Annotated in this window: 21 protein-coding genes; 13 read left to right on the plus strand and 8 right to left on the minus strand. The window is 58.4% G+C overall.

The window, feature by feature from the left end:
- The first annotated feature begins 14 nt into the window (after window positions 1-14).
- A complete protein-coding gene (locus HZZ13_RS19265; protein WP_311972661.1) occupies window positions 15-3485 on the plus strand; it encodes a beta strand repeat-containing protein in 3471 nt (1156 codons plus the stop codon).
- Window positions 3486-3834: 349 nt separating this feature from the next.
- Here HZZ13_RS19265 and fcl read toward each other — a convergent pair whose 3' ends face one another.
- The 3 genes from fcl to HZZ13_RS37390 form a co-directional block, all read right to left on the minus strand.
- A complete protein-coding gene (gene fcl / locus HZZ13_RS19270) occupies window positions 3835-4776 on the minus strand; it encodes a GDP-L-fucose synthase (RefSeq protein ID WP_283817182.1) in 942 nt (313 codons plus the stop codon).
- Window positions 4757-5827 (minus strand): GDP-mannose 4,6-dehydratase, encoded by a 1071-nt coding sequence (gene gmd, locus HZZ13_RS19275; protein ID WP_197961122.1) that lies wholly within the window; start codon window positions 5825-5827, stop codon window positions 4757-4759. Before gmd ends, fcl begins: the two co-directional genes overlap by 20 nt.
- 366 nt (window positions 5828-6193) lie before the next feature.
- The gene (locus HZZ13_RS37390; protein WP_197961123.1) at window positions 6194-6784 is read right to left on the minus strand and encodes an FkbM family methyltransferase; all 591 of its coding nucleotides are present in this window, start codon (window positions 6782-6784) and stop codon (window positions 6194-6196) included.
- Between the two features lie 250 nt (window positions 6785-7034).
- Between HZZ13_RS37390 and HZZ13_RS19285 the strand changes: the two genes are divergently transcribed.
- Window positions 7035-8357 (plus strand): polysaccharide biosynthesis protein, encoded by a 1323-nt coding sequence (locus HZZ13_RS19285; protein WP_197961124.1) that lies wholly within the window; start codon window positions 7035-7037, stop codon window positions 8355-8357.
- Between the two features lie 21 nt (window positions 8358-8378).
- Here the strand turns inward: HZZ13_RS19285 and HZZ13_RS19290 are convergent, their stop codons facing one another.
- Window positions 8379-8978, minus strand: a complete 600-nt coding sequence (locus HZZ13_RS19290) for a WcaF family extracellular polysaccharide biosynthesis acetyltransferase (protein WP_311972662.1) — start codon at window positions 8976-8978, stop codon at window positions 8379-8381.
- A 183-nt stretch (window positions 8979-9161) separates the two neighbouring features.
- On the opposite strand from HZZ13_RS19290, the gene HZZ13_RS19295 reads away from it, so the two are divergent.
- Window positions 9162-10412: a WcaI family glycosyltransferase gene (locus HZZ13_RS19295; protein WP_197961125.1), complete on the plus strand. Its 1251-nt coding sequence runs from the start codon at window positions 9162-9164 to the stop codon at window positions 10410-10412.
- Entirely contained in the window at window positions 10405-11658 is a 1254-nt protein-coding gene (locus HZZ13_RS19300) for a glycosyltransferase family 4 protein (RefSeq protein ID WP_197961126.1), read from the plus strand. The genes HZZ13_RS19295 and HZZ13_RS19300 overlap by 8 nt, the downstream gene beginning before the upstream one ends.
- On the opposite strand, the gene HZZ13_RS19305 is transcribed toward HZZ13_RS19300, so the two are convergent.
- Window positions 11607-12710 (minus strand): glycosyltransferase family 4 protein, encoded by a 1104-nt coding sequence (locus tag HZZ13_RS19305; protein WP_197961127.1) that lies wholly within the window; start codon window positions 12708-12710, stop codon window positions 11607-11609. The two genes, HZZ13_RS19300 and HZZ13_RS19305, sit on opposite strands and share 52 nt — an antisense overlap.
- A gap of 176 nt (window positions 12711-12886) precedes the next feature.
- Here HZZ13_RS19305 and HZZ13_RS19310 point away from each other — a divergent pair, with 176 nt between their 5' ends.
- The 3 genes from HZZ13_RS19310 (at window position 12887) to HZZ13_RS19320 (ending at window position 17056) form a co-directional block, all read left to right on the plus strand.
- Complete coding sequence (locus HZZ13_RS19310) at window positions 12887-14182, plus strand: endo-1,3-alpha-glucanase family glycosylhydrolase (RefSeq protein ID WP_197961128.1); 1296 nt, start codon at window positions 12887-12889, stop codon at window positions 14180-14182.
- A gap of 52 nt (window positions 14183-14234) precedes the next feature.
- Window positions 14235-15581, plus strand: coding sequence for an oligosaccharide repeat unit polymerase (locus HZZ13_RS19315; RefSeq protein ID WP_197961129.1), 1347 nt, complete (start codon window positions 14235-14237; stop codon window positions 15579-15581).
- Between the two features lie 428 nt (window positions 15582-16009).
- Entirely contained in the window at window positions 16010-17056 is a 1047-nt protein-coding gene (locus HZZ13_RS19320; RefSeq protein ID WP_197961130.1) for an acyltransferase family protein, read from the plus strand.
- Between the two features lie 175 nt (window positions 17057-17231).
- Here the strand turns inward: HZZ13_RS19320 and HZZ13_RS19325 are convergent, their stop codons facing one another.
- From HZZ13_RS19325 to rfbC, 3 genes are all read right to left on the minus strand, one after another.
- Window positions 17232-17609 (minus strand): hypothetical protein, encoded by a 378-nt coding sequence (locus HZZ13_RS19325; protein WP_197961131.1) that lies wholly within the window; start codon window positions 17607-17609, stop codon window positions 17232-17234.
- A 172-nt stretch (window positions 17610-17781) separates the two neighbouring features.
- On the minus strand, window positions 17782-18705 hold the full coding sequence (gene rfbD / locus HZZ13_RS19330; protein WP_197961132.1) for a dTDP-4-dehydrorhamnose reductase: 924 nt from the start codon (window positions 18703-18705) through the stop codon (window positions 17782-17784).
- Entirely contained in the window at window positions 18705-19259 is a 555-nt protein-coding gene (gene rfbC / locus HZZ13_RS19335; protein ID WP_197961133.1) for a dTDP-4-dehydrorhamnose 3,5-epimerase, read from the minus strand. Before rfbC ends, rfbD begins: the two co-directional genes overlap by 1 nt.
- Window positions 19260-19370: 111 nt before the next feature.
- Here rfbC and rfbA point away from each other — a divergent pair, with 111 nt between their 5' ends.
- The 6 genes from rfbA to HZZ13_RS19365 all read left to right on the plus strand — a co-directional run bounded on the left by rfbA (window position 19371) and on the right by HZZ13_RS19365 (window position 25665).
- On the plus strand, window positions 19371-20246 hold the full coding sequence (rfbA, locus tag HZZ13_RS19340; protein WP_197961134.1) for a glucose-1-phosphate thymidylyltransferase RfbA: 876 nt from the start codon (window positions 19371-19373) through the stop codon (window positions 20244-20246).
- 21 nt (window positions 20247-20267) lie between these two features.
- Window positions 20268-21335 carry a dTDP-glucose 4,6-dehydratase gene (gene rfbB / locus HZZ13_RS19345; RefSeq protein ID WP_197961135.1) on the plus strand — a complete coding sequence of 356 codons (1068 nt, stop codon included), beginning with the start codon at window positions 20268-20270 and terminating at the stop codon, window positions 21333-21335.
- A 179-nt stretch (window positions 21336-21514) separates the two neighbouring features.
- Window positions 21515-22483 (plus strand): NAD-dependent epimerase, encoded by a 969-nt coding sequence (locus tag HZZ13_RS19350; protein ID WP_197961136.1) that lies wholly within the window; start codon window positions 21515-21517, stop codon window positions 22481-22483.
- An 83-nt stretch (window positions 22484-22566) separates the two neighbouring features.
- Window positions 22567-23487, plus strand: coding sequence for a class I SAM-dependent methyltransferase (locus HZZ13_RS19355; RefSeq protein ID WP_197961137.1), 921 nt, complete (start codon window positions 22567-22569; stop codon window positions 23485-23487).
- An 83-nt stretch (window positions 23488-23570) separates the two neighbouring features.
- Window positions 23571-24395: a hypothetical protein gene (locus HZZ13_RS19360; RefSeq protein WP_197961138.1), complete on the plus strand. Its 825-nt coding sequence runs from the start codon at window positions 23571-23573 to the stop codon at window positions 24393-24395.
- A 61-nt stretch (window positions 24396-24456) separates the two neighbouring features.
- On the plus strand, window positions 24457-25665 hold the full coding sequence (locus HZZ13_RS19365) for a glycosyltransferase family 2 protein (protein ID WP_197961139.1): 1209 nt from the start codon (window positions 24457-24459) through the stop codon (window positions 25663-25665).
- The last annotated feature ends 10 nt before the right edge of the window (window positions 25666-25675 follow it).

Here is a 25675-nt window from a genome sequence, read left to right on the forward strand (position 1 = left end):
CCGGCATTGTGACCGTGACGATCACCGGGACCAACGACGCGGCAACGGTGAGCTCGGACTCGAAGTCCGTGACAGAGGGCAATGCCGCCGCCGTGCTCAACACCTCCGGCCAGCTGACGATTGTGGATCCCGATTCGGGCGAAGCCCATGTTGTGGCGCAAGGCAACGTCCAAGGGACCTACGGCGACTTCAGCATCGATGCCAGCGGGGCCTGGAGCTACACCGGCAACGGCGCCCATAATGAGCTGACCGCCGGGCAGCAGGTCCAGGACCAGTTCACGGTCACCAGCCAGGACGGCACCGCCACGGGCACCGTCACGGTCACCATCACCGGCACTAATGACGCGGCAACCGTGAGCTCGGACTCCAAGTCCGTCACCGAGGCCGACATCGCCACGGCGCTGAACACTTCCGGCCAGCTGACCATCACCGATCCGGACACCGGCGAAGCCCATGTCGTGGCCCAGACGAACGTCCACGGCACCTATGGCGACTTCACGATCAATGCCGACGGCGCCTGGAGCTACACCGGCAACGGCGCCCACAATGAGCTCATCGCCGGCCAGCAGGTGCAGGACCAGTTCACGGTGACCAGCCAGGATGGCACTGCCTCCGGCACCGTGACGGTGACCATCACCGGCACCAACGACGCGGCAACCGTCGGCTCGGACTCGAAGTCCGTGACCGAGGGCGACACCGCCGTTGCGCTCAACACCTCCGGACAGCTGACGATTGTGGATCCGGACACCGGCGAAGCCCACGTCGTCGCGCAGAGCAATATCCACGGCACCTATGGCGACTTCACGATCGATGCCAACGGCGCCTGGAGCTACACCGGCAACGGCGCCCACAACGAGCTCACCGCCGGGCAGCAGGTGCAGGACCAGTTCACGGTCACCAGCCAGGACGGCACCGCCACCGGCACTGTCACCGTAACCATCACCGGCACCAATGACGCGGCAACCGTCAGCTCGGACTCGAAGTCCGTCACCGAGGGAAACACCGCGGCGGCGCTCAACAGCAGCGGCCAGCTCAGTATCGTCGACCTCGACAACGGCGAAGCGCACCTCATCGCGCAGAGCAGCGTCCACGGCACCTATGGCGACTTCACGATCGATGCCAACGGTGCCTGGAGCTACACCGGCAACGGCGCTCACAACGAGCTCACCGCCGGCCAGCAGGTCCAGGACCAGTTCACGGTCACCAGCCAGGACGGCACCGCCACCGGCATCGTGACGGTGACGATCACGGGCACCAATGATGCGCCGCTTGCCGTGAATGATACCAGTGCCAGTCCAGGTGCCACGGCCGCGACCGAGAAAGGCGGTACGGCCAACGGATCGGGCGGCAACAACGGCAGTGGCAATGTGCTGGCCAATGACACCGATGTCGACAGCGGCAGCCTCACGGTCATTGCGATCCGCACCGGCGGCACCGAGGGGGCTGGCACGGCCGGGACTTTGGGCGCCGGCCTGGTCGGCGCGCACGGCACGCTGACACTCAATGCGAACGGCAGCTACACGTACGTGGTCAACGAGAACGACGCAACCGTGCAGGCGCTCAACGCCGGCCAGTCGACGACCGACATCTTCAACTACACCGTCACCGACGGCGGCCAGACCGACACGGCGGTGCTAACCGTTACCATCAACGGCGCCAACGACGCGCCGGTCAACACAGTTCCGGGGCAGCAGACGGTGGGGAACGGTAGCGGCGGCGGCTCAACAGCAACTTTCACGCTGAGAGTCACTGATGTCGACAACGGCACCGAGACTGTTTCTCTGTCGCTGGGCAACGCTCAGCAACCGTCGACCGGCATTTTAACCCTCTCCACCACGTCAGGCCTCACATTCAGTTCCGGTGCCAACGGCACCAAGGCGATGACGTTCTCCGGCTCGATCTCGGACATCAATGCGGCCTTGGCCAGCGTGACGTTTAGTGGCGGGTCAAACAACACCACGCGGACGTTGACCATGACAACGACCGACGGAGGAGGCCTCGCCGACACTGACACCGTCACGATCGTGAAAGGGAGCGGAAACACTGTCCTTGCGCCCGCCGGTATCGCTGGCGAGGCCATCAATCTGGCTCTGAGCGATCCTTCAGCTGATCCCAATAGTGTCATCACCGTCACGATCAGCGGGGTGCCGCTAGGCTGGCGTCTTAGTAACGCTACGAATAACGGCAATGGCACCTGGACTGCCCAGACAAATGATGTGCAGTCGATGACAATCACATCACCGGTAGATTTTGCGGGTGCTATCGTGCTGAATGTCACCCAGACTTGGACGAATACCGATGGCAGTACTGGGACTGCAACCCTCGCCGACAATGTCGAGGTCTATGCGCAGGGATCACCGATCTTTGCTGTGTCGGGCGACGACCATCTGACGGCTTCGAGCGGAAGCGACCTGCTGGTGTTCGCGCAGCCGATCGGTCACGACGTGGTCTATAACTTCGACGCGATGCATGACCAAATCGATCTGATCGATTACGCCACCTTCACCTCGTTCGCCGACGTTCAGGCGCATACTCTGAGCGACGCCAACGGCAACGCTGTGATCACGTTGGGAGAAGGCCAATCGATCACTTTGCAAGGTCTCGATCCGACATCGCTCACATCGAGCAATTTCGTGTTCGATCAAACACCCGTTACGGAAAATTCCGGCAGCCTGGTGATAGGCGACGGCGCGTTGCTTCCGTTGAGCGGCACGATCGATAACACGGGTACAATTGAGTTGAACTCGACCGGAAATGGGACAAACCTCGAGCTGATCGAACACGGCATCACGCTCCAGGGTCATGGGCAGGTCGTGCTGTCCGACAGCGATCAGAACCTGATCACCGGAACGACCTCAGACGTCATGCTGACGAATGTGGACAACACGATCGTCGGCGCGGGCCACCTCGGGGACGGGACGATGGGGCTGGTCAACAAAGGCATGATTGTCGCCACCGGCATCAATGCGCTCGATATCGATACCGGGACGAACACCATCGTCAATTCCGGAACGCTTGAAGCGACTGGAAGCGGCGGGATGGTCGTCGCCAGCAACCTTGATAATTCTGGGCTGCTGTGGGCGCATGGAGCCAACATCACCGTCAATGGCAGTGTCAGTGGCGGCGGCACCGCCTTGATGGACGGCGTAGCCACGCTCGAATTCGGAGCCGCTTCATCGACCAAGATAACGCTTGATGCCGGAGCCACCGGGACAATCGTGCTCCACGATTCCTTCGACTTTAGCGGGGTCGTGTCTGGATTTAACGGCGATGACCATCTCGATCTCCTCGATGTGGCGTTCGGGGTCGGCACGACCGCGAGTTATGTCGCAAATCAGGCCGGCACTGGAGGAACCCTGTCGGTGACTGACGGAGTCCACACCACCGACATCGCCCTGCTGGGCCAGTACGACGCTGCGGGCTTCCAGACGGAGGCAGACAAGAACACGGGAACGCTTATCAGCTATCACGACTATCTGGTCTGACGTTGCTGCGAGGAGATAGGCCGGTGCGAATGTTGCGGTCCGGTGGGCACCGACTGCGCTGAAAGATTGCATCGCGATCCCGAGCGCGAGCTCTCGACGGCTCGTGCTCAAGGATAGTTAAGTCGATCGCGCGGGCCCGATGCGGGCGAAAGCAACACCGCTCTGTGGTGACGAGCGCGCTGTACCCAAGGCTTAAGGATCGGAAACCTTGGGCCTAGCTGCTCCCTCTCGTCGAGACCGCGTCGACAACGACATTGCAACCGAATTGAAACGCGCAAAGAACGAGGCAGAGTTCACACGTGTTAAAGTAGTCAACAGACCAGCCGTAGGTCGCCCGCATCATCCAAGGTCATACACCTCTTGTGTAGTCCTCGTATGTGCGCCTCAAGCCGTCTCGAAGCGATGTCGTCGCGCGCCAGCCGAGCCTTGCGAGTCGGTTGACATCAAGCACCTTTCGCGGCGTCCCATCCGGACGCGAGGTATCGAAGGTGATCTCGCCGCGATAGCCGATGACCTCGGCCACGACACGCGCGAATTCGGCAATGGTGATATCTTCGCCGTTGCCGATATTGATCAGCTCAGCACCGGTATAAGTCTTCATCAGGTGCACACAGGCATCCGCCATATCGTCAACATAGAGGAACTCGCGCCTTGGCGTGCCTGTGCCCCAGACCACGACACTCTTCGCGCCGGCGATCTTGGCCTCGTGGAAGCGGCGGATCAGGGCGGCGACGACGTGGCTGTATTCCAGATGATAATTATCTCCCGGACCATAGAGATTGGTCGGCATCACGCTGATGAAGTCGCTCCCATACTGGGCGCGATAGGCCTCCACCATCTTGATGCCGGCGATCTTGGCGATGGCATAGGGCTCGTTGGTCGGCTCCAGTGGGCCGGTTAGCATCGAGTCCTCGCGCAGCGGCTGTGGCGCCAACTTTGGATAGATGCAGGACGAACCCAAGAACATCAGCTTCGCGGCGCCGTTTTGGTGCGCGGCTTGGATCACATTGATCGCAATCGCGATGTTGTCGTAGATGAATTCCGCCCGCAGCGTGTTGTTGGCAACGATGCCGCCGACCTTGGCCGCGGCGAGGAACACCACTTGAGGTCGCGCTTTGGCAAACCAGGAAAATACCGCGGCCTGATCACGCAGGTCGAGTTCGCTTCGCGTTGTCGTCACGAGCCGCACGTCCTCCCGCGCAAGCCGGCGCACGAGCGCGGCGCCGACCATGCCGCGATGGCCGGCGACGTAGACGCTCTTACCCTTCAGCTCAAAGGGAACTTTTGCCATTGCCGACGTCCCGTTTGGCCTCGGCGAGGTCGCTCGCCACCATCTCCCGAACGAGCTGCGCGAACGTTCGCTTCGGCGTCCAGCCGAGCGTGTTGCGTGCCTTCGTGGCATCGCCGACCAACAGATCGACCTCGGTCGGACGGAAATAGGTCGGATCGATTTGGATGACGGTCTTTCCGCTTTTGCGATCGACGCCGGTCTCCTCGACGCCCTTGCCGCGCCATTCGATCTGGCGGCCGACCTCGGCAAAGGCAACCTCGACCAGTTCGCGCACCGAACGCGTCTCGCCGGTGGCCAGCACGAAGTCGTCGGGCTTGTCAGCCTGCAGGATTCTGTGCATGCCCTCCACGTAATCCTTGGCATGGCCCCAGTCGCGTTTGGCATCGAGATTGCCGAGATAGAGCATATCCTCCAGTCCGACCTCGATGCGGGCTACGCCTCGGGTGATCTTGCGGGTCACGAACGTCTCGCCACGGATCGGGCTCTCGTGGTTGAATAGAATTCCATTGCTCGCGAACATGCCGTAGGCCTCACGGTAATTCACCGTGATCCAGTAGCCATAGAGCTTTGCCACGCCATAGGGCGAGCGCGGATAGAAAGGCGTCGTCTCCCTCTGCGGGACTTCCTGCACCAGGCCGTACAGCTCGGAGGTGGAGGCCTGATAGAACCGTGTCTCCTTCTCCATGCCGAGAATGCGGATCGCCTCCAACAGCCGCAGCACGCCGATCGCGTCGGCATTCGCCGTGTATTCCGGGCTTTCGAAGCTGACGCCGACATGGCTTTGCGCGGCGAGGTTGTAGATTTCGGTCGGCCTGATCTGCTGCATCAGGCGGATCAGATTGGTCGAGTCGGTCATGTCGCCGTAGTGCATCAGGAACGGCACGTTGCCGACATGCGGGTCCTGGTAGAGGTGATCGATCCGTGCGGTGTTGAATGAGGACGAGCGCCGCTTGATTCCGTGCACGACATAGCCGAGCGACAGCAGATATTCGGCGAGATAGGCGCCGTCCTGGCCGGTGACGCCGGTGATCAAGGCAATCCGATTTCTCATCCCAAGCCTTGCTCCTAGACAAACACGTCGGGCGGACAGGCTGAGCCCCATTTCCTTACGTGAACAACAGCGAAATCCGCTTCTTCTTGGCTATATCGGCTGCCCAGGTCAACCCTCAACATCGGGGCTGAACCCTCCGGAGAGTCGCCACTCGGACGATCAACCGCGACCGCACCCTGATTTCTGCGCGCTACCGAGCTAGCGTCCGAAATAACCGCAACATCCACTGCGTTCGCTATTGTCTCACGTGGATTGTGTCTGGCCCCAGGAATTCGGAATTAGCGCGCAGGCCAAGCTGGCGCGCCGCAGTCTGTTCGCGACCCTGCCTGGCGTCAGCCATGGTAGGCCGACGCCGAAAACAACGGCCTAACGGGTCGTCTCTCGGACAGCTGACAGCCATCGATTATGCGCAATCACCCGCCCGTCCGGCACAATTCGTCGCCACCAAGCATTTTTGATGATGGAGGTCCTGTAGTTGCGCTCGAGCAGCCACGCCATGCATGCGGCTTCCAACTGATACGAGTGGGTCTCGATTAAGAGGGCAACATCTGCCTGGTCGAGAAGATTTGCTGCGCTCTCGAGAACCTCCATCTCGGCACCATCGACATCGATTTTGATGAAGCCCCGCCCTTGCAGGGGGCGAACCAGGTCTGCCAGAGGAACCATTCCTTCGCCCCTGCCGACAGGGCTGTTAATGATTTCGCAGGAATCCTTTGAAAATCCGTTGAGCTGCAGGTGGCGTCGCAGCGCATCCGCCTCCGCCGGATCCGGCTCGGCTGCAATCGCCTTGATCGAATTGGCCTGGCGCAGGAAGTATAGCGTCATTTCTCCGCTACCTGCTCCAATATCGAGCAACCATTGAACATTGGCCCCCGCAGCTTGCACGAAAGCGTAGGTCTCCCTCTCCCAAAGTCCGAGCATCATCTGGGTCTGCGAATGCAGGTTGAGATCGAGCACGATATCCTTGTACAGACCGGATCTAACCCGTCGCGGGCGCCGGCCTTCGGGGACCATCAAGTTCTTGGTAAGCGAAAGCAGACGAGGCGGAATCAAATTAACCATCGAGGTAAGATTTCCCGTTCACCACTGCGATCCGTTAGAGACATGCTACGAGCAACAATGTGGCCACCCTATCAGACTCTCGTGTCGGTTTGTTTGAGTTTGCGAATTTGTATTAACGCCGTAACCGGTTGCGGGGACAACTGCAGTGACAACCGTCGCCCTTAACTTCGCCGCTGTTCGGCGACGGATTCGCAGCGCATTCGCTGCCTATTTGTTCGCGCGAACCATCCGGGTAGCCGAACAAATCATTCTCGTCCCTTTGTTTCTGTCCAGCTGGGGCGCCCAATTGTATGGCGAATGGCTTGCCGTCGCGGCTCTGGCGGGCTTTGCAGCCATAGCGAATCTGGGAGTTGGGCAAGCAGCCGCGGCCGAAGTCGTCCTGCAATCGACGAGGAACGAACTTGGCAAGGCATCGCGCGTCGTCGTTACATCGCTCGTCACTATTGTGGCGAGTATCACAGTTGGCCTTGTCGGCCTGGGACTGATCCTTGCCGTTGCCGATTTGCGAGCTCTCGTCGGGATAGGGCTCGATGATATGCCTACGCCGGCGCTTTTAGTCGTTATGCTCGCAGCTGCCACCCTCATCACGTTTCTGAGCGAGCCCCTCGCTGGCACGCTTTCGGCAGCGCATGGCGCCGCCGTGCCGAATGCAATTGCTGCAATCTCCAAGACCATCGAGCTCGTCTGCATTGCCATCGCGCTTCGTGCTGGAGCTGGTCCTCTCGCCATCGCCGGAACCATGCTCGCTGGAGCTGCGCTTAATGTCACCTTTCACGTGGCTTGGACCCTTCGTCGAGTGACATGGTTTTCATTTTCGGTAGCGAATTTTGACCTTGAGTTTCTGATCCGCACCTGGCGGTCGGCGGCGGGTTTTTTCCTTATCTTCGTCTGCATCAATATTCTGGGCGTCTATCTGCCGCGCCTATTGGTGTCACACAGTCTCGGCCCGGTGGCGCTGGCGACCTTTAGCGTTCTGGCCACTTATACAAAGACGGCACGGAATCTCGCCACCATGACCTCGCAAGCCACTCAAGTAGAAATCGGTCGATTATGGGCAAGCGGCGAAACCAAAAACGTTCGTCGCCTGATTCGGAGAATGCTCCGCAATGCGACTCTCCTCGCTGCAGTGTTGCTGTTGGCAGAATTGGTTCTAGCACCCACAATTGTCCCGCGGTGGACCGGAGGACATATCCCGCTGGATTGGGCGCTCATGATCGCACTTGCGCTCGTCGCGCTACTGGGGTGCTATGTCGACGGCGTCCTGCTTGCGGCGAGCGCTCTCAACCAAGTCGGGCTGATCGCGTTTGGCTACGCACTAGGACTTCTCATTGGCATCGTAGGCGCCGCAATCCTGCTGCCATGGACCGGGCATCTAGCGATAATTGGGATCGGTCTCCTTCTGCCCGAAATCGGCGGCGCGTTCTCTGGTAGTCGGACACTTGGTCGGATGGCGCGCCAGTCGAAGTGAGCGGTCGATGTGTGCTGCGATCTACATGGGCCGCGAGCCAATCACAGCGGCGGGATGACCACCCACGATAGTTCCGGCGGAAACGTCCCGCATCACGACGGCGCGGGCCTGGACTACGGCGCCGCGACCGATCCTGACCCCGGGAGCGATGAAGCATTGTGCCGCGACCCAGGCTTCGGGCTCAATGACAATGGGACGGACGAAGATTGGAAAATCTGGCGCCCGGTGATCGTGAGATCCGGTGCACAGATAAGTCCCTTGAGAGACGACGACGTCATGGCCGATATCGATTTCGCCAAGACTATAGAGATGCACGTCGTCTCCGATCCAAGAATTCGCTCCAATCGACACTTTCCAAGGATAGACTATGCGTACCGATGGTCGGATCAGTACGCCTGGACCAATCTTGGCGCCAAAAAGCCGCAGAACAAATCTTCGCCAAGCAAACAAGATCTGCGGGGTGGGCCGGACCAGGAGCGCCTCAACAATCCACCACAATTGCACAAACAGGGCCGACCGGCCGCGGAGCCCCTTGGGATTTGCATACCTTGAGAGATCTTGAACGCGAACGCCATCGGCATCTGGCATGTTGAGAACACTCTCCTGCTGGTAACCACCCATGGAAATCGCTCGGAATGCCCTAAAATTGGTATTTCGTTAACGGGATATACCATCTAAAGATGAGCCTACGCTGACCCTTTGGTCGCTCGGGTACTGGGGGCCATCATCCAATATTCTGGTCCGCACAGCCTAAGGCTGAGGGGGTGTCTCTGCAGGTGGCGCTGCCAAACTTGACTTTTTTTCATGAAGATTTTGGCGTACGGCCTCAATTACGCTCCCGAGCTGACGGGAATCGGGAAATATTCTAGCGAGCTGTGCGAGTGGTTGGCTGCGCGCGGCCACACGGTCGAGGTTGTAACGGCTCACCCCTATTATCCCAATTGGGTCCTTGCCGAAGGTTACGACAACCGATCCTATCAGCATGAAATCAGGAATCTGGTCAAGGTCCGCCGTTGCCCACTCTATTTGCCCCGGGTTGTGCCCTCCGGCAAGCGTGGTCGCATCATGAGCCACGCCTCCTTCGCAATTTCCAGCGTCCCCAAGCTGCTGGCCTCGGTTCGCCAACTGCAGCCCGACGTCCTGCTGGCTGTGACACCATCCTTCCTGATCGCGCCCATGGCCCTGGCCGTTTCGAGAATGTTTGGAACTCCGAGCTGGCTCCACATTCAGGACTTCGAGCTAGACGCCGCTTTTGAACTTGGGATGCTCGCGGGCAACAATCTTCGCCGCGCGGCCACATCCCTCGAAGCTGTCATTTTGCGCCGATTCGATCGAATATCGACCATCTCACCTCGCATGATGGATCGATTACATAGTAAGGGCGCTCCGCCGGGAAGCACCGTAAAATTTAGGAATTGGGTCGACACGGATGCAATCAGTCCAGCGAACAGGATGACCGGATTTCGGAAACAACTCGGCTTGTCCGATCGCCATATCGTTGCTCTCTATGCAGGAAGCATCGCAGCCAAGCAGGGCATCGAGAGCCTTGCAGAGGCCGCGGCTGAACTCCAAACCAAGGCGCCCGAGGTCGTGTTCGTCTTTTGCGGCGCCGGAGCGTTGTTGAAACACCTAGTCAAGATCGCGGCTCCCCTATCGAATGTGAAGTTTCTTGACCTGCAACCAGACGAGCGAATGCGGGAATTGCTTGCGACCGCGGATATTCACTTGATTCCCCAACGCGCCCAGGTCTCCGACCTCATGCTGCCCTCCAAACTCGCTCCTATCCTGGCCTCAGGAAGGCCGGCGGTTGCGATGGCATATCCTGGCACCCAGCTCGCGGCCGAGATCGAAGGCGCCGGCATTGCGGTGCCACCGTCTGACCGGCAGGCACTATCCGATGCGATATTGAAGCTTGCGAGAGATCCTGGCTTGCGAATGCGCATGGGCGAGCAAGCCCGCACGTTGGCATGTGCGCGTTGGCACAAGGAAGCCATTTTGAGCGAATTCGAAGCCAACCTTATCGAAGTCGCCAGCCGCAGGCGCAAAAATGGCTGACGTCACCAGGCCAACGGTCAATGTTGCAGTCTGTGGGGATTTCAAACAGCTTCAGCTCATTCCCGAATTGAACAAGGTCGCGGATTTGGGCCGCGTCTACTATGCTTCCCGGCTATCCAGCAATGCCGCGCGACTACAAATCGAGAGACCCCAGGCGCGGAACCTGTTCTTGAAGGAGTATCTTCTTCAGTTTCATGCCCGATACCTAAATCACGCCTTCGCGGATACGATCTATCCTCTCTACGACGCGCTTTGGCTTGCGGCCGCCCATGCCGCTTGGCGTCCCTGTGACGTGCTGCATGCCGTGATTCAGGGCAAGGCCGTCAGCCTCTTGCAAAGAGCCAAGCGCGAGGGCGCCGCCATCCTTGGACATCCCATCGTTTGTCATCCTGCGTTCTTCGAACGCGAAATGCGCATCGAACTCGAGCGCCTGTCGATCGCGACTGCCCCTTACGTCGGTGATGTCAGCAATAGCCTCGCCGAAATCAAACTCTGCGATAGGATCTACTGCCTCTCGACTCTTGTTCGCGACAGCTTCGTTGACGCCGGCTTTTCGGCCGACGCCATCGATATCATTCAACTACCGACGGACCTTGAGACGTTCGTGCCCGCACGCACCCCTGCGGCCGACTCGCCTTTTCGGGTGCTTTGCGTTGCGGAACTCAATCCGATCAAGGGCCACGTCTATCTGCTGGAGGCCTGGAAGCGCCTGAACTTACCGCGCTCGGAACTGATCTTCGTTGGCACCATGAGACGCGAGATGAAACGAGCGCTCCAGCCCTACGAGGGACTATTCCGCTATCTCGGACCACTTGGCCGCAGAGATCTCGTGCGGCTCTACCAAAACAGCTCGCTCCTTGTCCTACCGTCGGTTCAGGACGGATTCGGCTTTGTGATAACCGAAGCGCTCGCCTGCGGCCTGCCGGCGATCGTCACTGAGCATGTCGGCGCCCGCGACGTCATCAGAGCGGGCGTCAACGGATTTATCGTTCCGCCCCGTACACCTGAGGCGCTTGCCGAGACCATAAGCAAAATCCACGCATCCCGATCACTGCGACAGAGCTTGCGCGAAGGCGCCATTGCAAGCCGCGATACGTTTCCAACTATGGCCGACACGGCAGAGAGGATCGCCGCAGCCTATCGTCGGACCTACGCTGCGCGCTCCGACAGCCCGAAAGCCACCGGACACAAGGCTTACGAGCCTGGCAACTCCAAGTCGGCAATTGCACAGAGCAGATTGCCGTAATCTGCAGCGGCCGTTGCCCGAAGCGCGGTGAACCGTTCCTTCGCAGCGGCCTTCGCGGCCGCGAGCGACTTCCGATCATCGCTCCAAGTCTTGATCTGCGCGCAAGCGGCCGACACAAAATCATTGGACGGATCGATGATGGGACCACAGTCTTCGTTCACATCCTCGCTCAGACAGCCTCTGGCAAATGTGATTACTGCCGTGCTCGCCGACATGGCTTCGAACACCACATTCGGCTGGGCTTCGTTGTGGTACCCTGTTGGAAACACAAATACATCGAGCCCCGCCAAAAACTCGTCCTTGTCGGGACCATAAAGCGCACCGACATGGATCAGTCGCGCTCCAAGCTGGCACTGGGCGGCCTCCACCGCGGCTCGGTCTTCTTCGAACTGGATCGGGCCCGCCAGCATCCCCGTGATCGGAAGGCCGCATTGCACGCACGCTCGCAGGAGATCGAGAAAAAGATAAAGTCCCTTTTCCGTGGTAAGGTTGCTCAGGAGCCCAATCCTGATCTCATCACTTTCCGGCAAGCGCGTGTCCGGGGCGGCGGAGAGATGTACAGCATTTGACGAGATAAGCCCTCTCCACTCCCCTCGATAGTTTTTCCGAAATCGCAGTTGCATCGTCTGACAGAGAAAGACGTGGACCGCCCCATTCCCGGCAATCGAAACCAGAGCGGACATCAGCCAGCGCCGCTGGTCGATCGCGGAGAAGCTGTGGTGATGAATGACAATCGCCTGTTGCGACAGGCGCGCCAGTCCTGTTAGGAGGATCGTGTAAACTAAACCGAAGCCGCCGTCCGCAGGGATGTAAAGGCAAGGGTTCGGACGCAGCCCGTTGCGCAGGACTCCGACTGCTGCCGCCAGGACTGACGAGATCCTCCGCCAATGGTAGCCCCATGAACGTCGCAGAGAGCGGGACGACAAATCGCAACGATGGACGTGTGCGAACTCGGCAAGGTCCGATGCAACCGACTCGGATATCTTCGCCAGTCCGTGTAACGGCGGGGGAAAGGCCGCAGCAATGACGACATTACGCTTTTCGTCGATCATGCCCAATTCGCCGTTGCGGTCGTCTTACCCATGCGAGAAAACTAGACTAGAGGATTCGGCTCGAGCCATCAAACGGGTAATGGCCGGGACTTGTAGTGCACGTCTGAATTGACGCCGGAGAGACAGCAGTGCTGAGAACAGCTGGCATAATCGCTTCCCTCCTCTTGGGTTGTGGGATGTTCGGCACAGTCGTCCATGCCGAAGGGTCGCCGGTGCCTCGCATGGTCTTCGCGCACTACATGGTCTGCTGTCCAGCGAGCGGATTGGGTGCAACGGTTGACGACTTCAAGCGGGAGATCCAGACCGCCCAATCCTACGGCATCGACGGATTTGTGCTTAACATGCCGAGTTGGCTGCGCGAGCCAATCTACCGCGCCATCAGCCAGCGGATTTTTGCAGCCGCCGAAACAAGCCCTCTTTCCTTCAAGCTCTTCGTATCCTTTGACGATGTCTCGGTTGAAGACACTGTTTCGATGCTTACCGAACTATCGCGCAGCCCTGCATACCTGCGGGTCGACAACCGTCCCGTCGTTAGTACATTTTCGGGGGTACCGGAATGGGGCTTCTCGCTCTCGCAAAGGCTGTCGTCGTTGGGGTTAAAGCCCTTTCTTGTGCCCAACTATCAATATCTCTCCGGAGCGTCGTGGGCGAGAAACTACAGCCATCCTACTGCGGAATTTCTTGATCGGCTGTACCGAGAACATCCCGAGATGGATGGCTACTTCAACTTTGGGCCTGATCTTGGCCATGCGTCTCCACCGAGCGACGGCCGTCTGGTCGCCGAACGCAGCCGAATTGCCGGCAAGGTTTCAATGATCGGCATCTCACCCTATTATCGAGGCCTGAGTCACAACTACCGTGTGTTCGAAAGCGGAGGCTTCGAAGGCATGGCAGCCCAATGGACCGCTGCCGTTGAGAGCGGAGCGAACTTGGTCGAAATCGTGACCTGGAATGATTGGGGTGAATCGACTTATGTTGCACCGTTCGGCGACATCCGACAGCAAGACCTGTGGAATTATCATTGGGGCCCGCTGCTCAGCCATGAAGCTTTCCTTTCGGCTAGCCGCTACTTTATCGCATGGTTCAAATCGTCCGTCCGTCCGGTGATTGAACATCCTGCGATTTACTATTTCTATCGGCTTCATTCCAAGTTCGCCCATGGCATCGCTTCCGCTGAAACGGGCAAACAGGGACGCCCTAAGGGATGGGAGAACCTCGTCGACGGAATCTATTTGACGGCATTCTTGCCCCGACCGTTGACGGTGGAGGTCGCCGTCGGTGGTAGGCGTCAATCCGCAGCGCTTCCCCCGGGTGTTCAGCACCATCGGTTTGAACTCGCAGAGGGACCTGTTGCAATTAAAATTCTGGAGGATGGCCGAGTGATTGGTCAGAAAGAGCTGGAATTTCCGATCACAAAACTAGGGCAAATCGGGAATTTCAATTATTTCGGAGGTGATATCCGATTACCATGATCAACAAACGTCCTTTAAGTCGCCCTACGCGACCAAGTCCACGACCGTTCCGATGATCGAAATCGCGCTCATCATTCACGTCGTCTTCTTTCTAGGCCTCCTCGTCGGTCTGCACGCGCGCGGCTATCTAAACATCTATTCCGGACTCTTTATCTACCTTGCATTCCATTTCATAGTATTCGTGCAACGCCCGGTCGTCGTATATCTGTTCGATATTCGCTCCGAATTTGAATTCATGATGTATATGCCCGACGATGGCATTTTTCTAAAGACGCTATTCGTTGCGGACCTCGGATTGGTAAGCTTCATTCTTGCCTACTTGGCGGTGCTTGGTTTTAGATCGATAGAGCCGACGTTCAACTCCATCGAGCTCACGCGCACACAGGCGCGCTCGTTTCAGCTCGCATTCCTTTTGCTGTTTCCGCTGATCGCCTATTCGTTCCTGCTTGCTCTCACCATGCGTCAGACGTACGGCGTGGAAGTGTTTCTGGAACTGGGAAAGATCAATATGACGGTCGATCCGGCGACGGGCCAAAAGCTTTTTAGTGACACCACGGCGTATGTCGTCAATGCTCGCGAGTTCGCGTTCCCATTCGCAGCCCTGCTCATTCACGTGACCCGCGCTCGCTGGTGGTCCTTTCTTCCCATCTTCTTCTGCGCATTTATTGCTCTGCAGCTTGGCGAGAGATGGGAAATTGTGATCTCGACTTTGGTCGCAAGCATGATGACGCTGTATATCCACAAGCGGCACACATTCGCCTGGAGCCACTACGTAGGCATGGCCATCGTTTTGGGGTTATTCGTGGCGATCGGTCAAAATCGCGACAGCCTGGTCAAATTCCTGACCACCGGGGAGTTTGAATTCAGTTTTGACATTGCGAAGTCCTCGTTTGGCGCCCATCCAGACTTCGCCAATTTCGACTTCCTCAGCTATGTTATCGCGAAGGTTCCAGACGTTAGCCAGACCTACTCCTACTTCACGCAGTATCTTGGTATTTTTACCCAGCCGATCCCTCGCGTGTTGTGGCCCGACAAACCCGTCGGCTCACCGGTGCAGTGGGTGAACCTGGACGCCTACGGACGCTTCACCTCCAGGACCACCTCCCTCGTCGGCGATGGCTGGATCAGCTTCGGCTATGCTGGCGTGGTCATTACCATGGGATTTTGCGGAGCATTTTTCGGCGCCATCTTCAAACGCTTTTGTCGGCCGTCGATTTCGGTTTATTTTTACCTTGCATATTTTTGGATGGTCAGCCTGCTGCTGCAGTGGGCGCGCGACGGCAGCCATAAAATTCTTGACTTCTTTTTGTTCTGTATCGGTCCACTTGTCTTCGCCTACTTCATCGAGCGGATCCTTTGGGGACGACAGCCGGTTGTCGCCAACCGAGCTCGGGCCTGAGGGCGCTTGGCTGACCACGCGATGGGACCGCAGTGTGGCGCGCGAGATCAAGCCGTGGTCGAAGGTCCTCGTGCGGATCCCGTCGCCGAGGATGCCTACCTATTGGTCGGCGGTGGCAATGCGCAGGTATCGGCCTGCACCTGAAGCTCACCTGGCGCGCTCCGGCGATCACAACTGGGCCGCACCGCTGGACGAGATGCGAGGCGTCACAGCGGTTGTTCGCACCTTGATCTCCGGGTGCCGCTGCGTGCTCTTTCGGCCGTAGCAAGGCTCCTCTATGCTGCGTGCGATTTTAACCGTGAGTCTTGGTACCGTTCGCTTGCGCCGCGCCAGGACGCTATCGATTGACGATCGCTTCGGAAACCGCCTCGGATAGGCGGACGAAAGGATTTTAATTGATGAATTGGGCAGGTCCCGGGCAATATCGATTGCTGCTCGCGCTGATCGTCGTCGTCACCCATGTCTCGCGTTTCAATCTCGGGCACGCCGCCGTCTATAGTTTCTTCTCTCTCAGCGGCTATTGGGTGTGCTCGATGTGGCACGCCAAGTACGCGGCCTGTCGGCAACCCTATGTAACGTTCCTGATCTCGCGGTTCTGGCGGCTCGGCCCGGTGTTTGTGATCTGCTCAGTCGCGGGTTGGCTGATTGCAGTGCCCAATGACGCACCGGTCATTGGGCCTGTGGCCTCCTTGGCCGAAGCGTTTTCGAGTGTCTTCATACTCGGCTACGCGAGCCTGCCGATCCAGCCGAATGTACCTGCCTGGTCGCTTGACATCGAGATGCAATTCTATCTTGTCGCCCCTTTGATCGCGATCTGCGCGGTCTACGGTTGGCGCGTGACCATCATCGCCAGCCTCTCTCTCTCCATCGCCGCGTGCCTCGCTACGCCCTCCGGCCTGGTGCTGCGCTATTTGATCTTCTTTTCTGCCGGCGCTGCTGCCTTCGCGGCGCAATGGCATCCGTCACGATCCCTGGCCCTCCGCAGCGGCGCTCTGGTCAGTGCGGCGCTGCTGGCGCTGGCGATATGTCCCTATCGCGACATCCTCCTGGGTGGCGCGCATCCTGGCCCATTGTTCAGGTTCAACGAATATCTCAACATTGCAGTTACGGTGGCGATTCTGCCGTGGACGATCTACACGACCCAGCAACGGTCTCCGGCGCTGGACCGCATGTTGGGCGACCTGTCCTACATCGTCTATCTCGTCCATTGGCCGGTGCTGCACTTCGTTGACGTGGCGAGCGGGTCGATGGCGACACGCCTGACCCACATCGCGGTCGCGGTAGCGGCAATCGCCGTCTTGGGCTGGCTCATTTGGAAGCTAGTGGACGTGCCATCTAATCGGTTGCGCTCGCGGTGGGTCGCCGCGCGGGGTGGTCAGTCCAAACACGCCTATGTGTCAGATGCTGTGACGCCTTTTCCGGTCGGAGCCGTGCTCCAGGCCCCCGCGCCGCGGAGGGTCGAGGGCGAGCTTTGACCGGCGGTAAGTCCCGCTCGACCAAGCGACCGCCTCAAGCTATCGGGCCGGATATCGCGCGTGATGCAGCCTGGGGGCCTGCAGCGTCAATGGCGCCGTGCAGGGGTGGAGCCCCCGAAGGTCACCTGCGGTGGGTCGCGAGATCGTGCAGCACCTGTTCGGATCGCGTCGTTTGTTATTCGCCGCTGCTCTGCTGTTCGCCGTCACCGTGGCGCAGCTGCGGCTTCGCCGCTACGATCTGCCTCACCATAGAGCGGGATCGGCGCCTTTCGACTTTGGAGATCTCCACAACAGGCATCGGCAGCTTCAGCATCGGCTTCGCGATCTGCGATGCCGCGACATAGGTGATGACCTGTTTGCTTTCTGCACACGTTGAGCAGATCGCGCTGCTGCGGCGGTAACCTGAAGTAACAGCAAGCGTGGCGGTGACCAGTTGCACCTGCTGGCGCCAGCGCAGCCCAAGGCGCTCCTGAATGCAGTGATCGCAGTAGGCCCGGCCGGCACAGCGGACGAGGAATTCGTTGATCCGTTCTGGCACAGTTCTGCCACTCATCAGGACGCCCCTTAATTACTCACGAGCCGGCGTGCCCCACTCAGCAAGGCTCACGCCAACTACCAATAGCCTGATGGCAGCAACATGGTTGTGACACGCGCGAAACGCACGTGCTGTCATCCAGATCAAATGCTGATGGCCCCCACGGCCCGTTGATTTAGGCCGTTAGATCTTAAGTCCCAGCTGCTGACGGGGTCAAACCAACAGTATCCAGATACGCATCCAGCTCCTCGGCGAGCGCACGCTCCCAGTCGGGGGGCACAAGCCCATAGGCTTCCCGCAGGCGTGTCAGATCAAGTCGCGAATTTTCCGGGCGCGTGGCTTTGGTCGGATAGTCCTTGGTGGCGATCGGGACGACCTCGGCCGCCTTCAGCGGCACGCCTCGGGACCGCAGCCCCGCTACGATTGCACTGGCGAAGCCATGCCAGCTGGTCGAGCCCGAATTGGTGAGGTGGATCAGTCCGTTCGCGTGCGCGAAGACATCGGACAAGTCTGCCTCGTCCTTCCCCAGGATTTCGACCAGGACCGATGCGATGGTGCGCGCCGTGGTGGGCGTTCCCCACTGATCCGACACCACGCGCAGCGCCTCGCGCTCCCGCGCCAGCCGGATCATGGTACGCATGAAATTCGCGCCTTGCGCGGCATAGACCCAGGCGGTTCGCACCACCAGATGCGCCCCGCCGGCGCTCCGAACCGCGCTCTCGCCTGCAAGCTTGCTGCGACCGTAGACCGACAGCGGACCGGTCGGGTCGTCTTCTCGCCACACGCTGCGTCCGCTGCCGTCAAAAACATAGTCGGTCGAAAAGTGTACCATCGGCACGCCGTGCGCGGCGGCCCAGCGGGCCAGAACAGCCGGCGCGTCGCTGTTGACGAGGAAAGCCAGCGCGGATTCGTCTTCGGCCTTGTCCACGGCGGTATAGGCCGCCGGATTGATGATCAGATCCGGCTTGAGCGCCTCGAGCTTGCCGGCCAGCGTCTCCGGCTTTGAGAGGTCGAATTCCTCCCGCCTCGGCGCGACCACCGTGTGCTGATCGCGCAGCAGGGGCAGCAGCGCTCCGCCCACCTGCCCTCCCGTACCGGTCAAGAGAATGCGCATCAGATTTGCCCGTAGATTGGGAGGTTCTGGACGTCCGCGAGCAGCGGGGCAGCAGCGTCCTTGGCCGAGAGTGAGGGATTGTCGACGCCCCACTTGACCCCGATGGCCGGATCATCCCAGCGGATGGAGACCTCGTCTTTCGGGCTATAGAGGTCATCGCATTTGTAGAAGAAGTCGGCAGTGTCGGAGAGCACGACGAAGCCGTGGGCGAAACCACGCGGCACCCAGAGCTGGCGACGGTTTTCTTCGCTCAATTCGACGGCAACGTGCCGCCCAAAATTCGGGCTGCCGACGCGAACATCGACGGCGACATCGAGAACGCGCCCGCGCATGGCGCTGACCAGCTTGCCCTGGGTGTTGGGATTCTGCAGGTGCAGGCCCCGCAACACGCCTCGGGCGGAGCGGGACATATTGTCCTGAACGAAAGGACGATGTATCCCCGCTTCTACGTAACGTTGAAACTGGTAGGTTTCCAAAAAGAAACCGCGCTGGTCACCAAATAATTTTGGTTCGATAATCAGGACTTCTGGAAGCTCGGTCGCAACAACATTCATAATTCGCGCCTAAATACCTTGGCGTTTGATGGTTTACCCTAGGTTTATAACAAACTTGTGCAGCGCACACCATCTGCTACGTTTCGAGATAGTTAAGTTATGCGAGGGGCTATGAAGGGGATCATTCTCGCCGGCGGCACCGGCTCGCGCCTTTATCCGGTGACGACGGTGGTGTCGAAGCAGCTGTTGCCCGTCTTTGACAAGCCGATGATCTATTACCCGCTGTCGACGCTGATGCTGGCGGGGATCAGGGACATCCTCATCATCTCGACCCCGCAGGACAAGCCGCTGTTTCAGCGTCTGCTCGGCACCGGCGCGGACATCGGCCTGCGCTTTGAGTATGCGACGCAGGAGACACCGCGCGGGCTCGCGGATGCGTTCATTGTCGGGCGCGAATTCGTCGGCTCGGATTCGGTCGCCCTCATCCTCGGCGACAACATCTTCTACGGCCACGGCTTGCCGAGCATGCTGTCCAGCGCCTCGTTCCGCAAGAAGGGCGCGACCGTGTTCGGCTATGTGGTCAACGAGCCGCAGGCCTATGGCGTGATCGAGCTCGACGGCACCGGCCGGGCGCTGTCGATCGAGGAGAAGCCGAAGCAGCCGAAATCGAACGTCGCGGTGACCGGGCTCTATTTCTACGACAACGACGTCCTGGACATCGCCGCCAACGTCAAGCCGTCGGCACGTGGCGAGATCGAGATCACCGACGTCAACAAGGCCTATCTCGAGCGCGGCGACCTCTATGTCGAGGTGCTCGGCCGCGGCTTTGCCTGGCTCGACACCGGCACCCATGCCTCGCTGGTGGAGGCCAGCCATTTCGTGCAGATCCTGGAGCAGCGCCAGGGCCTGCGCATCGCCTGCCCCGAGGAGATCGCGCTTCGGCAAGGCTACATTTCGCTGCAGCAATTCGAGATCGCGACCGAAAAGTCCGCCAAGAGCAGCTACGGCGAATATTTGAAATCGGTCGCGCGCAGCTTCGCGCGCTGATCCACCATTGGAGAACGGGGCATGCGGTTCAAGGGTTCGACGATCTTCGTGACCGGCGGCGCCGGCTTCATCGGCTCGGCGGTGGTGCGGCACCTGTTGCGCGACACGCATGCGCGGGTCGTCAACATCGACAAGCTGACCTACGCGGCCAATCTGGACTCGCTGCCGGGCGCCCAAGGCAATCCGCACTACGCCTTCGAGCAGCAATGCATCTGCGACGGCGCGGGCCTGCGACAGCTGTTCGAGAAGTACCAGCCCGACGCGGTGATGAACCTCGCGGCCGAGAGCCATGTCGACCGCTCGATCGACGGCCCCGGCGAGTTCATCCAGACCAACATCGTCGGCACCTTCACCATGCTGCAGGAGGCGCTGCGGCACTGGCGCAGCCTCACCGGCGAGAGGCGCGAGCGCTTCCGCTTCCTGCACATCTCGACCGACGAGGTGTTCGGCTCGCTGGGCACCGACGGCCTGTTCACGGAGACCAGCCCCTACGCGCCGAACTCGCCCTATTCGGCCAGCAAGGCCTCGTCCGACCATCTGGTGCGCGCCTGGCGGGAGACCTATGAGCTGCCGACGCTGGTGACCAACTGCTCCAACAATTACGGGCCCTATCACTTCCCGGAGAAGCTGATCCCGCACATGATCATCAAGGGCCTTTCCGGCGAGAAGCTGCCGGTCTATGGCGACGGCAGCAACATCCGCGACTGGCTGTTCGTCGAGGACCACGCCAAGGCGCTGAGCCTCGTGCTGGAGCGCGGGCAGCCGGGGCAGACCTACAATGTCGGCGGCCGCAACGAGCGCACCAACCTGCACGTGGTGGAGACCATCTGCGACCTGCTCGACGACCTCGCCCCGAGCGAGGCCGGCCCGCACCGCCGCCTGATCTCCTTCGTCACCGACCGCCCCGGCCACGACCACCGCTACGCCATCGACGCCACCAAGCTGGAGACCGAGCTCGGCTGGCGCGCCGAGGAAAACTTCGAGACCGGCATCGAGAAGACGGTGCGCTGGTATCTCGAGCAGAAGCCCTGGTGGCAGGCGATCCTGGAGCGGGGGTATCAGGTGAAGCGGGTGGGGTTGAGCAAGTAGGCGCAGCGGGGCTCACCTTGGGGGTGGTCGATACAAAAGTGCGAAAACAACCCCATGCACAGTAGAACTGCCTCTGGCCTGGGAACCGCGTCAATTATGCACAAGTACTTGATATCGTAGGCTTATCAAGCTTCGCGAGACGTCGCGGCCCGCGTCAGCGAAAATTTCGGAATCAACGCATGCAACGAGACCCAATTCTGGTCACCGGCGCGGCCGGCTTCATCGGCTTTCACGTCGCGCAGCGCCTGCTGAGCGCCGGTGAGACGATCGTCGGGCTCGACAATCTCAATGATTATTACGATCCGGCATTGAAGTCCGCCCGCCTGGAGCTGCTCTCGCCTCATCCGAACTTCAAGTTCGTGAAGCTCGACCTCGCGGACAGAGCCGGAATGGAAGAGCTGTTTCGGCAGTATCGCTTTCCGACCGTGATCCATCTGGCAGCGCAGGCCGGCGTCAGATACTCGCTCGAAAATCCGCACGCATACGTCGACTCCAATCTCAGCGGCTTCCTGAATGTCCTGGAGGGCTGCCGGCACAACGGATGCCGCCACCTGATCTACGCCTCGTCGTCTTCTGTTTACGGCGCAAACACAAAGCAACCGTTCTCAATTGAAGATCGGGTCGATCATCCCGTCAGCCTGTACGCCGCCACGAAGAAGGCCAATGAGCTGATGGCCCATGCCTATACGCATTTGTATGGGTTTCCGACGACCGGCCTGCGGTTCTTCACTGTGTACGGGCCTTGGGGCCGGCCCGACATGGCCTACTTTCTGTTCACGAAGGCCATCGCCGAGGGAAAGCCGATAAAGCTATTCAACCAGGGCAAGATGCGGCGCGATTTCACTTATGTCGACGATGTTGTTGACGCTGTCCAACAATTGGCTGTCGAGACCTCGCCGGTCTCCAAAGCCTGGCGCGTCTATAACATCGGCAACAATCAGCCCGAAGAGCTGTTGGGGCTTGTTTCTATTATTGAGCAGAAGCTACAGATAAGAGCAGATAAGATCTTGCTTCCTATGCAACCCGGGGACGTCGAGTCGACATTCGCGGATATCGAGGATTCCGTTCGGGATTTCGGTTACGAGCCTCGAACAAATATCGCCGATGGCCTCAGCCGATTTGTCGATTGGTATCGAGGTCACTACTGAAGCTTGGCCAATCGAAGGTCCAGAGCGTGAAAGATATTGGGACACACTGAACTGTGCTCAGATTAGCTCATTTGGCGGCCTCGGTGCGCGGATTGTTTGGGAGTCGCTTTCGCTCGCGCTCTAAAGCAGTGGCTTCTCTAACAGAGCTCGCGATCGCCTTTGATTGCGACAAGCACATAGACCATGACTATATACCAATCTACGAACGCCTTCTGGAGCCCAGACGGTTCGAAAACCTGAAGATCTTGGAAATAGGGATTGGAGGATACCAATCGTCAAAAGCCGGTGGCAACTCTTTAAGGATGTGGGCTTCGTACGCTCCCGAGGCCACAATTTATGGCATCGACCTACATGAGAAAGACATTGAAATTCCAGCCAACGTCCGCCTCGTCCAACTGAACCAGACTGATCGGCTTGGTCTTCGGCATCTTGCCGAAACTCATGGTCCGTTTGACCTCGTGATTGATGATGGGAGTCACATCCCCCAAGATTCTGAGGCTGCTTTCATCACCTTGTTTCCTTATCTGTCAGACAATGGAAGCTATGTGATCGAGGATATCCAGACCTCATTCAACAGCGACTTTCAAGGTGGCCTTGAGAGTGATCGTTTCTCTATTCTTTCGCTTGTCGAGAGAATCGTGAAACTTCAACACACCATAGAATGGAAGCCTCCTAGGAAAGCAAAACACCAGAATGCAATCTATTCAGAATGGATCGATGCCGTTGAGATCCATTACAATCTCGTCGTCATTCGAAAGAAGCGATCGTTTCGTGTATCAAACCTGGATCGCCACGAGGGCGTACCGCACTTGATCAAGAGAACGCTCGATCTTGAGAGAGACCTCGGCACGAAATATCCTGCGTACTGGACCCGCTTATATAGATACTATCGTTCTCTTGAGTGTTTTGAACAAGCCGATAGCTGCCTTCAACGGGGGCTCTGTCATTTTCCCAGCGATCCAGAACTCCGCAGGCTGTTGACTGAGTTGAGAGGCCAAACTTGAGAACAATTTGGCATTGGTCGTGTGTTGTCGTCGCCCTTGTTTGCCTCCCTCCGACAAGCGTTGAGAGTTGCGCTGTCGCTCCCGTGAGTACCATCACAACGGATGAGAACAACAGGCCACCAAATGATTGGCAAGTCGTAGTCTTCAACGTCGATGCCAAGAATCTTATTCACGAGGAGGCGAGCGGCTGGTGTGAAGTGGCTCTACACCTATACAAACCACACACCGGAAAGAAAACCGAGGTTCAAGCCAAAGAGCGGCAGGTTCGAGTTCACCTAGATACCAACGCTACGCCGCCCTTCAGCGGTAAACTTAATCCTGTAATGCTACAAAGGAGCTTTGTTCCTGCGGCAAGACCCTGGAAAGAGGCCGGCACCCTCCGCTTTCAAGCCGACGTGACAATCAATGAGTTTCAGACAAGAGAACGAGCTGTAGCCTACGTCCAAGCAGTATTTCTGCTTCGTGACGAGGAAAGCAGACAGCAATTTTGGTTCTCCGTACAAATTTGGGACCCCAGAGGCTTCGACTATCCGAAATTGATCGGCTGGAGCCAGCAGATGCGAGACATCGTCACGATCGATCTATGCGAGAGATGCACAGGTTTGCCGAACTTCTTGACGACAATAGAGAATGGAAACCCCTATCTGAAAACGCAGCCTCAGTCGGCCAATTCGTTTTCTGACATCACCGGAGCGAGACGCACGATCTCGTTCGAGATAGGCCCGCCAGAGATACGCAGGGCGCTCGAAAAGCTGCGCACCCAAAGCCCCTCCATTGCCGATCTATCTCCCAAGCCGGAAGACCTTTCCCTCAAATTGGCCGCCATAGAAGTTGAGGGCTGGAGCGATGTTGGTGCGTCAGTTATTTTGGACGTGACACTAAGTAACTGGCAATTGCAGCTCTACTAGCCTATTGAAGTTTCGATCTGCGTTGTCCTCTGAACCTCGCTTACAACTCGAAGAACGAATAATGAACGTTATCGTCACCTTAATCCGCGACGAACAAGACATTCTCGAAGACTTCGTCGCGCACCACCTCAGGATGAATTTTGACAAGATTATTATCTTCGACGATCAGTCGGAGGTGAAAGTAGCGAAGTTAGTTGAGGGCCTGCCAAAGAGACTCTCCAACCGCGTTGAAGTGCACGAGATAGATTTTGATTTCTATCGCAGCGAAAAACCGCCCGCGGAATTGTACGACGCAGAACTCTACGGCCGCATGAATGCGTCCAAACAAATCTACTTCTTAAACTATGCAATTAAGCATCTTGTGGACCCAGATAGCTGGGTCGCCTTTATCGATGCCGACGAATTCATTTGGCTGCCGGTTGGGGACGTCGCCACGCTAAGAGCGGAGATTGCCGCCAACGGCTACTGCGGAATCATCCTGGATTGGCTTAACTACGGGCATGCCTTCAACATCAGCCCTCCTCTGCATAATAACGTCGCATCGTATATTTGGAGAGCCTCGACCGTTCATGGTGAGGGCAAATACTTTGGATCTATTAGGGACCTATACGAGCTTTCGTCACCCCACTTTCCACAAGTGCAACCATCTCGCCAGGTTTGCGACGCATTCTACGACGTCAGGAGCGACCTGTTTTCAGCTCGCCAGTGGACGGCCGACGAGATCCGGGCGCGCCCCCATCTAAAGCACTTTATGGTTAGAGATATTGAGACCTTCTTCAGAAAAAAGGCGAGAGGGCGGATCGCGACCTCGCAGTCCGTCGAATCCGATTCGCCATATTGGAGCGATCGCATCAGGCAGATAAGCATATCAAACGAGATTGTGGATCCTGAGTTTGCCGAGGCTATCATTCAAGACCGACTCGCCGCAGGGCTTCCGACTGATCAGCACCAACGCGCACTGGATCAAGCGAAAATTAGTATGGCAAACTCAGCACATTTTGCTGCATTTCTTGATTTCGATTGGATAAGGAAGGAGATGCCTGAGTACAAGAACTTGTCGGACAGTTCCATCATTCTGACTCTCCTACGGGAGAACAAATTGGATGCTAGCGTGTTGCGGTTTGCGCGCGTTCCTGACGATTTCGAGCCCGAAACATATCGAAAACTGAATAAGGATCTTGAAAAATTAAATGCTCAACAACTCCGCAACCACTTTGCAAAGCATGGCCGCGGAGAAAAGCGAACGTATCGAGATCCAGAATCGCCATAGCGCGCTTGAA

This window comes from Bradyrhizobium agreste, assembly GCF_016031625.1.
GTDB lineage: Bacteria > Pseudomonadota > Alphaproteobacteria > Rhizobiales > Xanthobacteraceae > Bradyrhizobium > Bradyrhizobium agreste.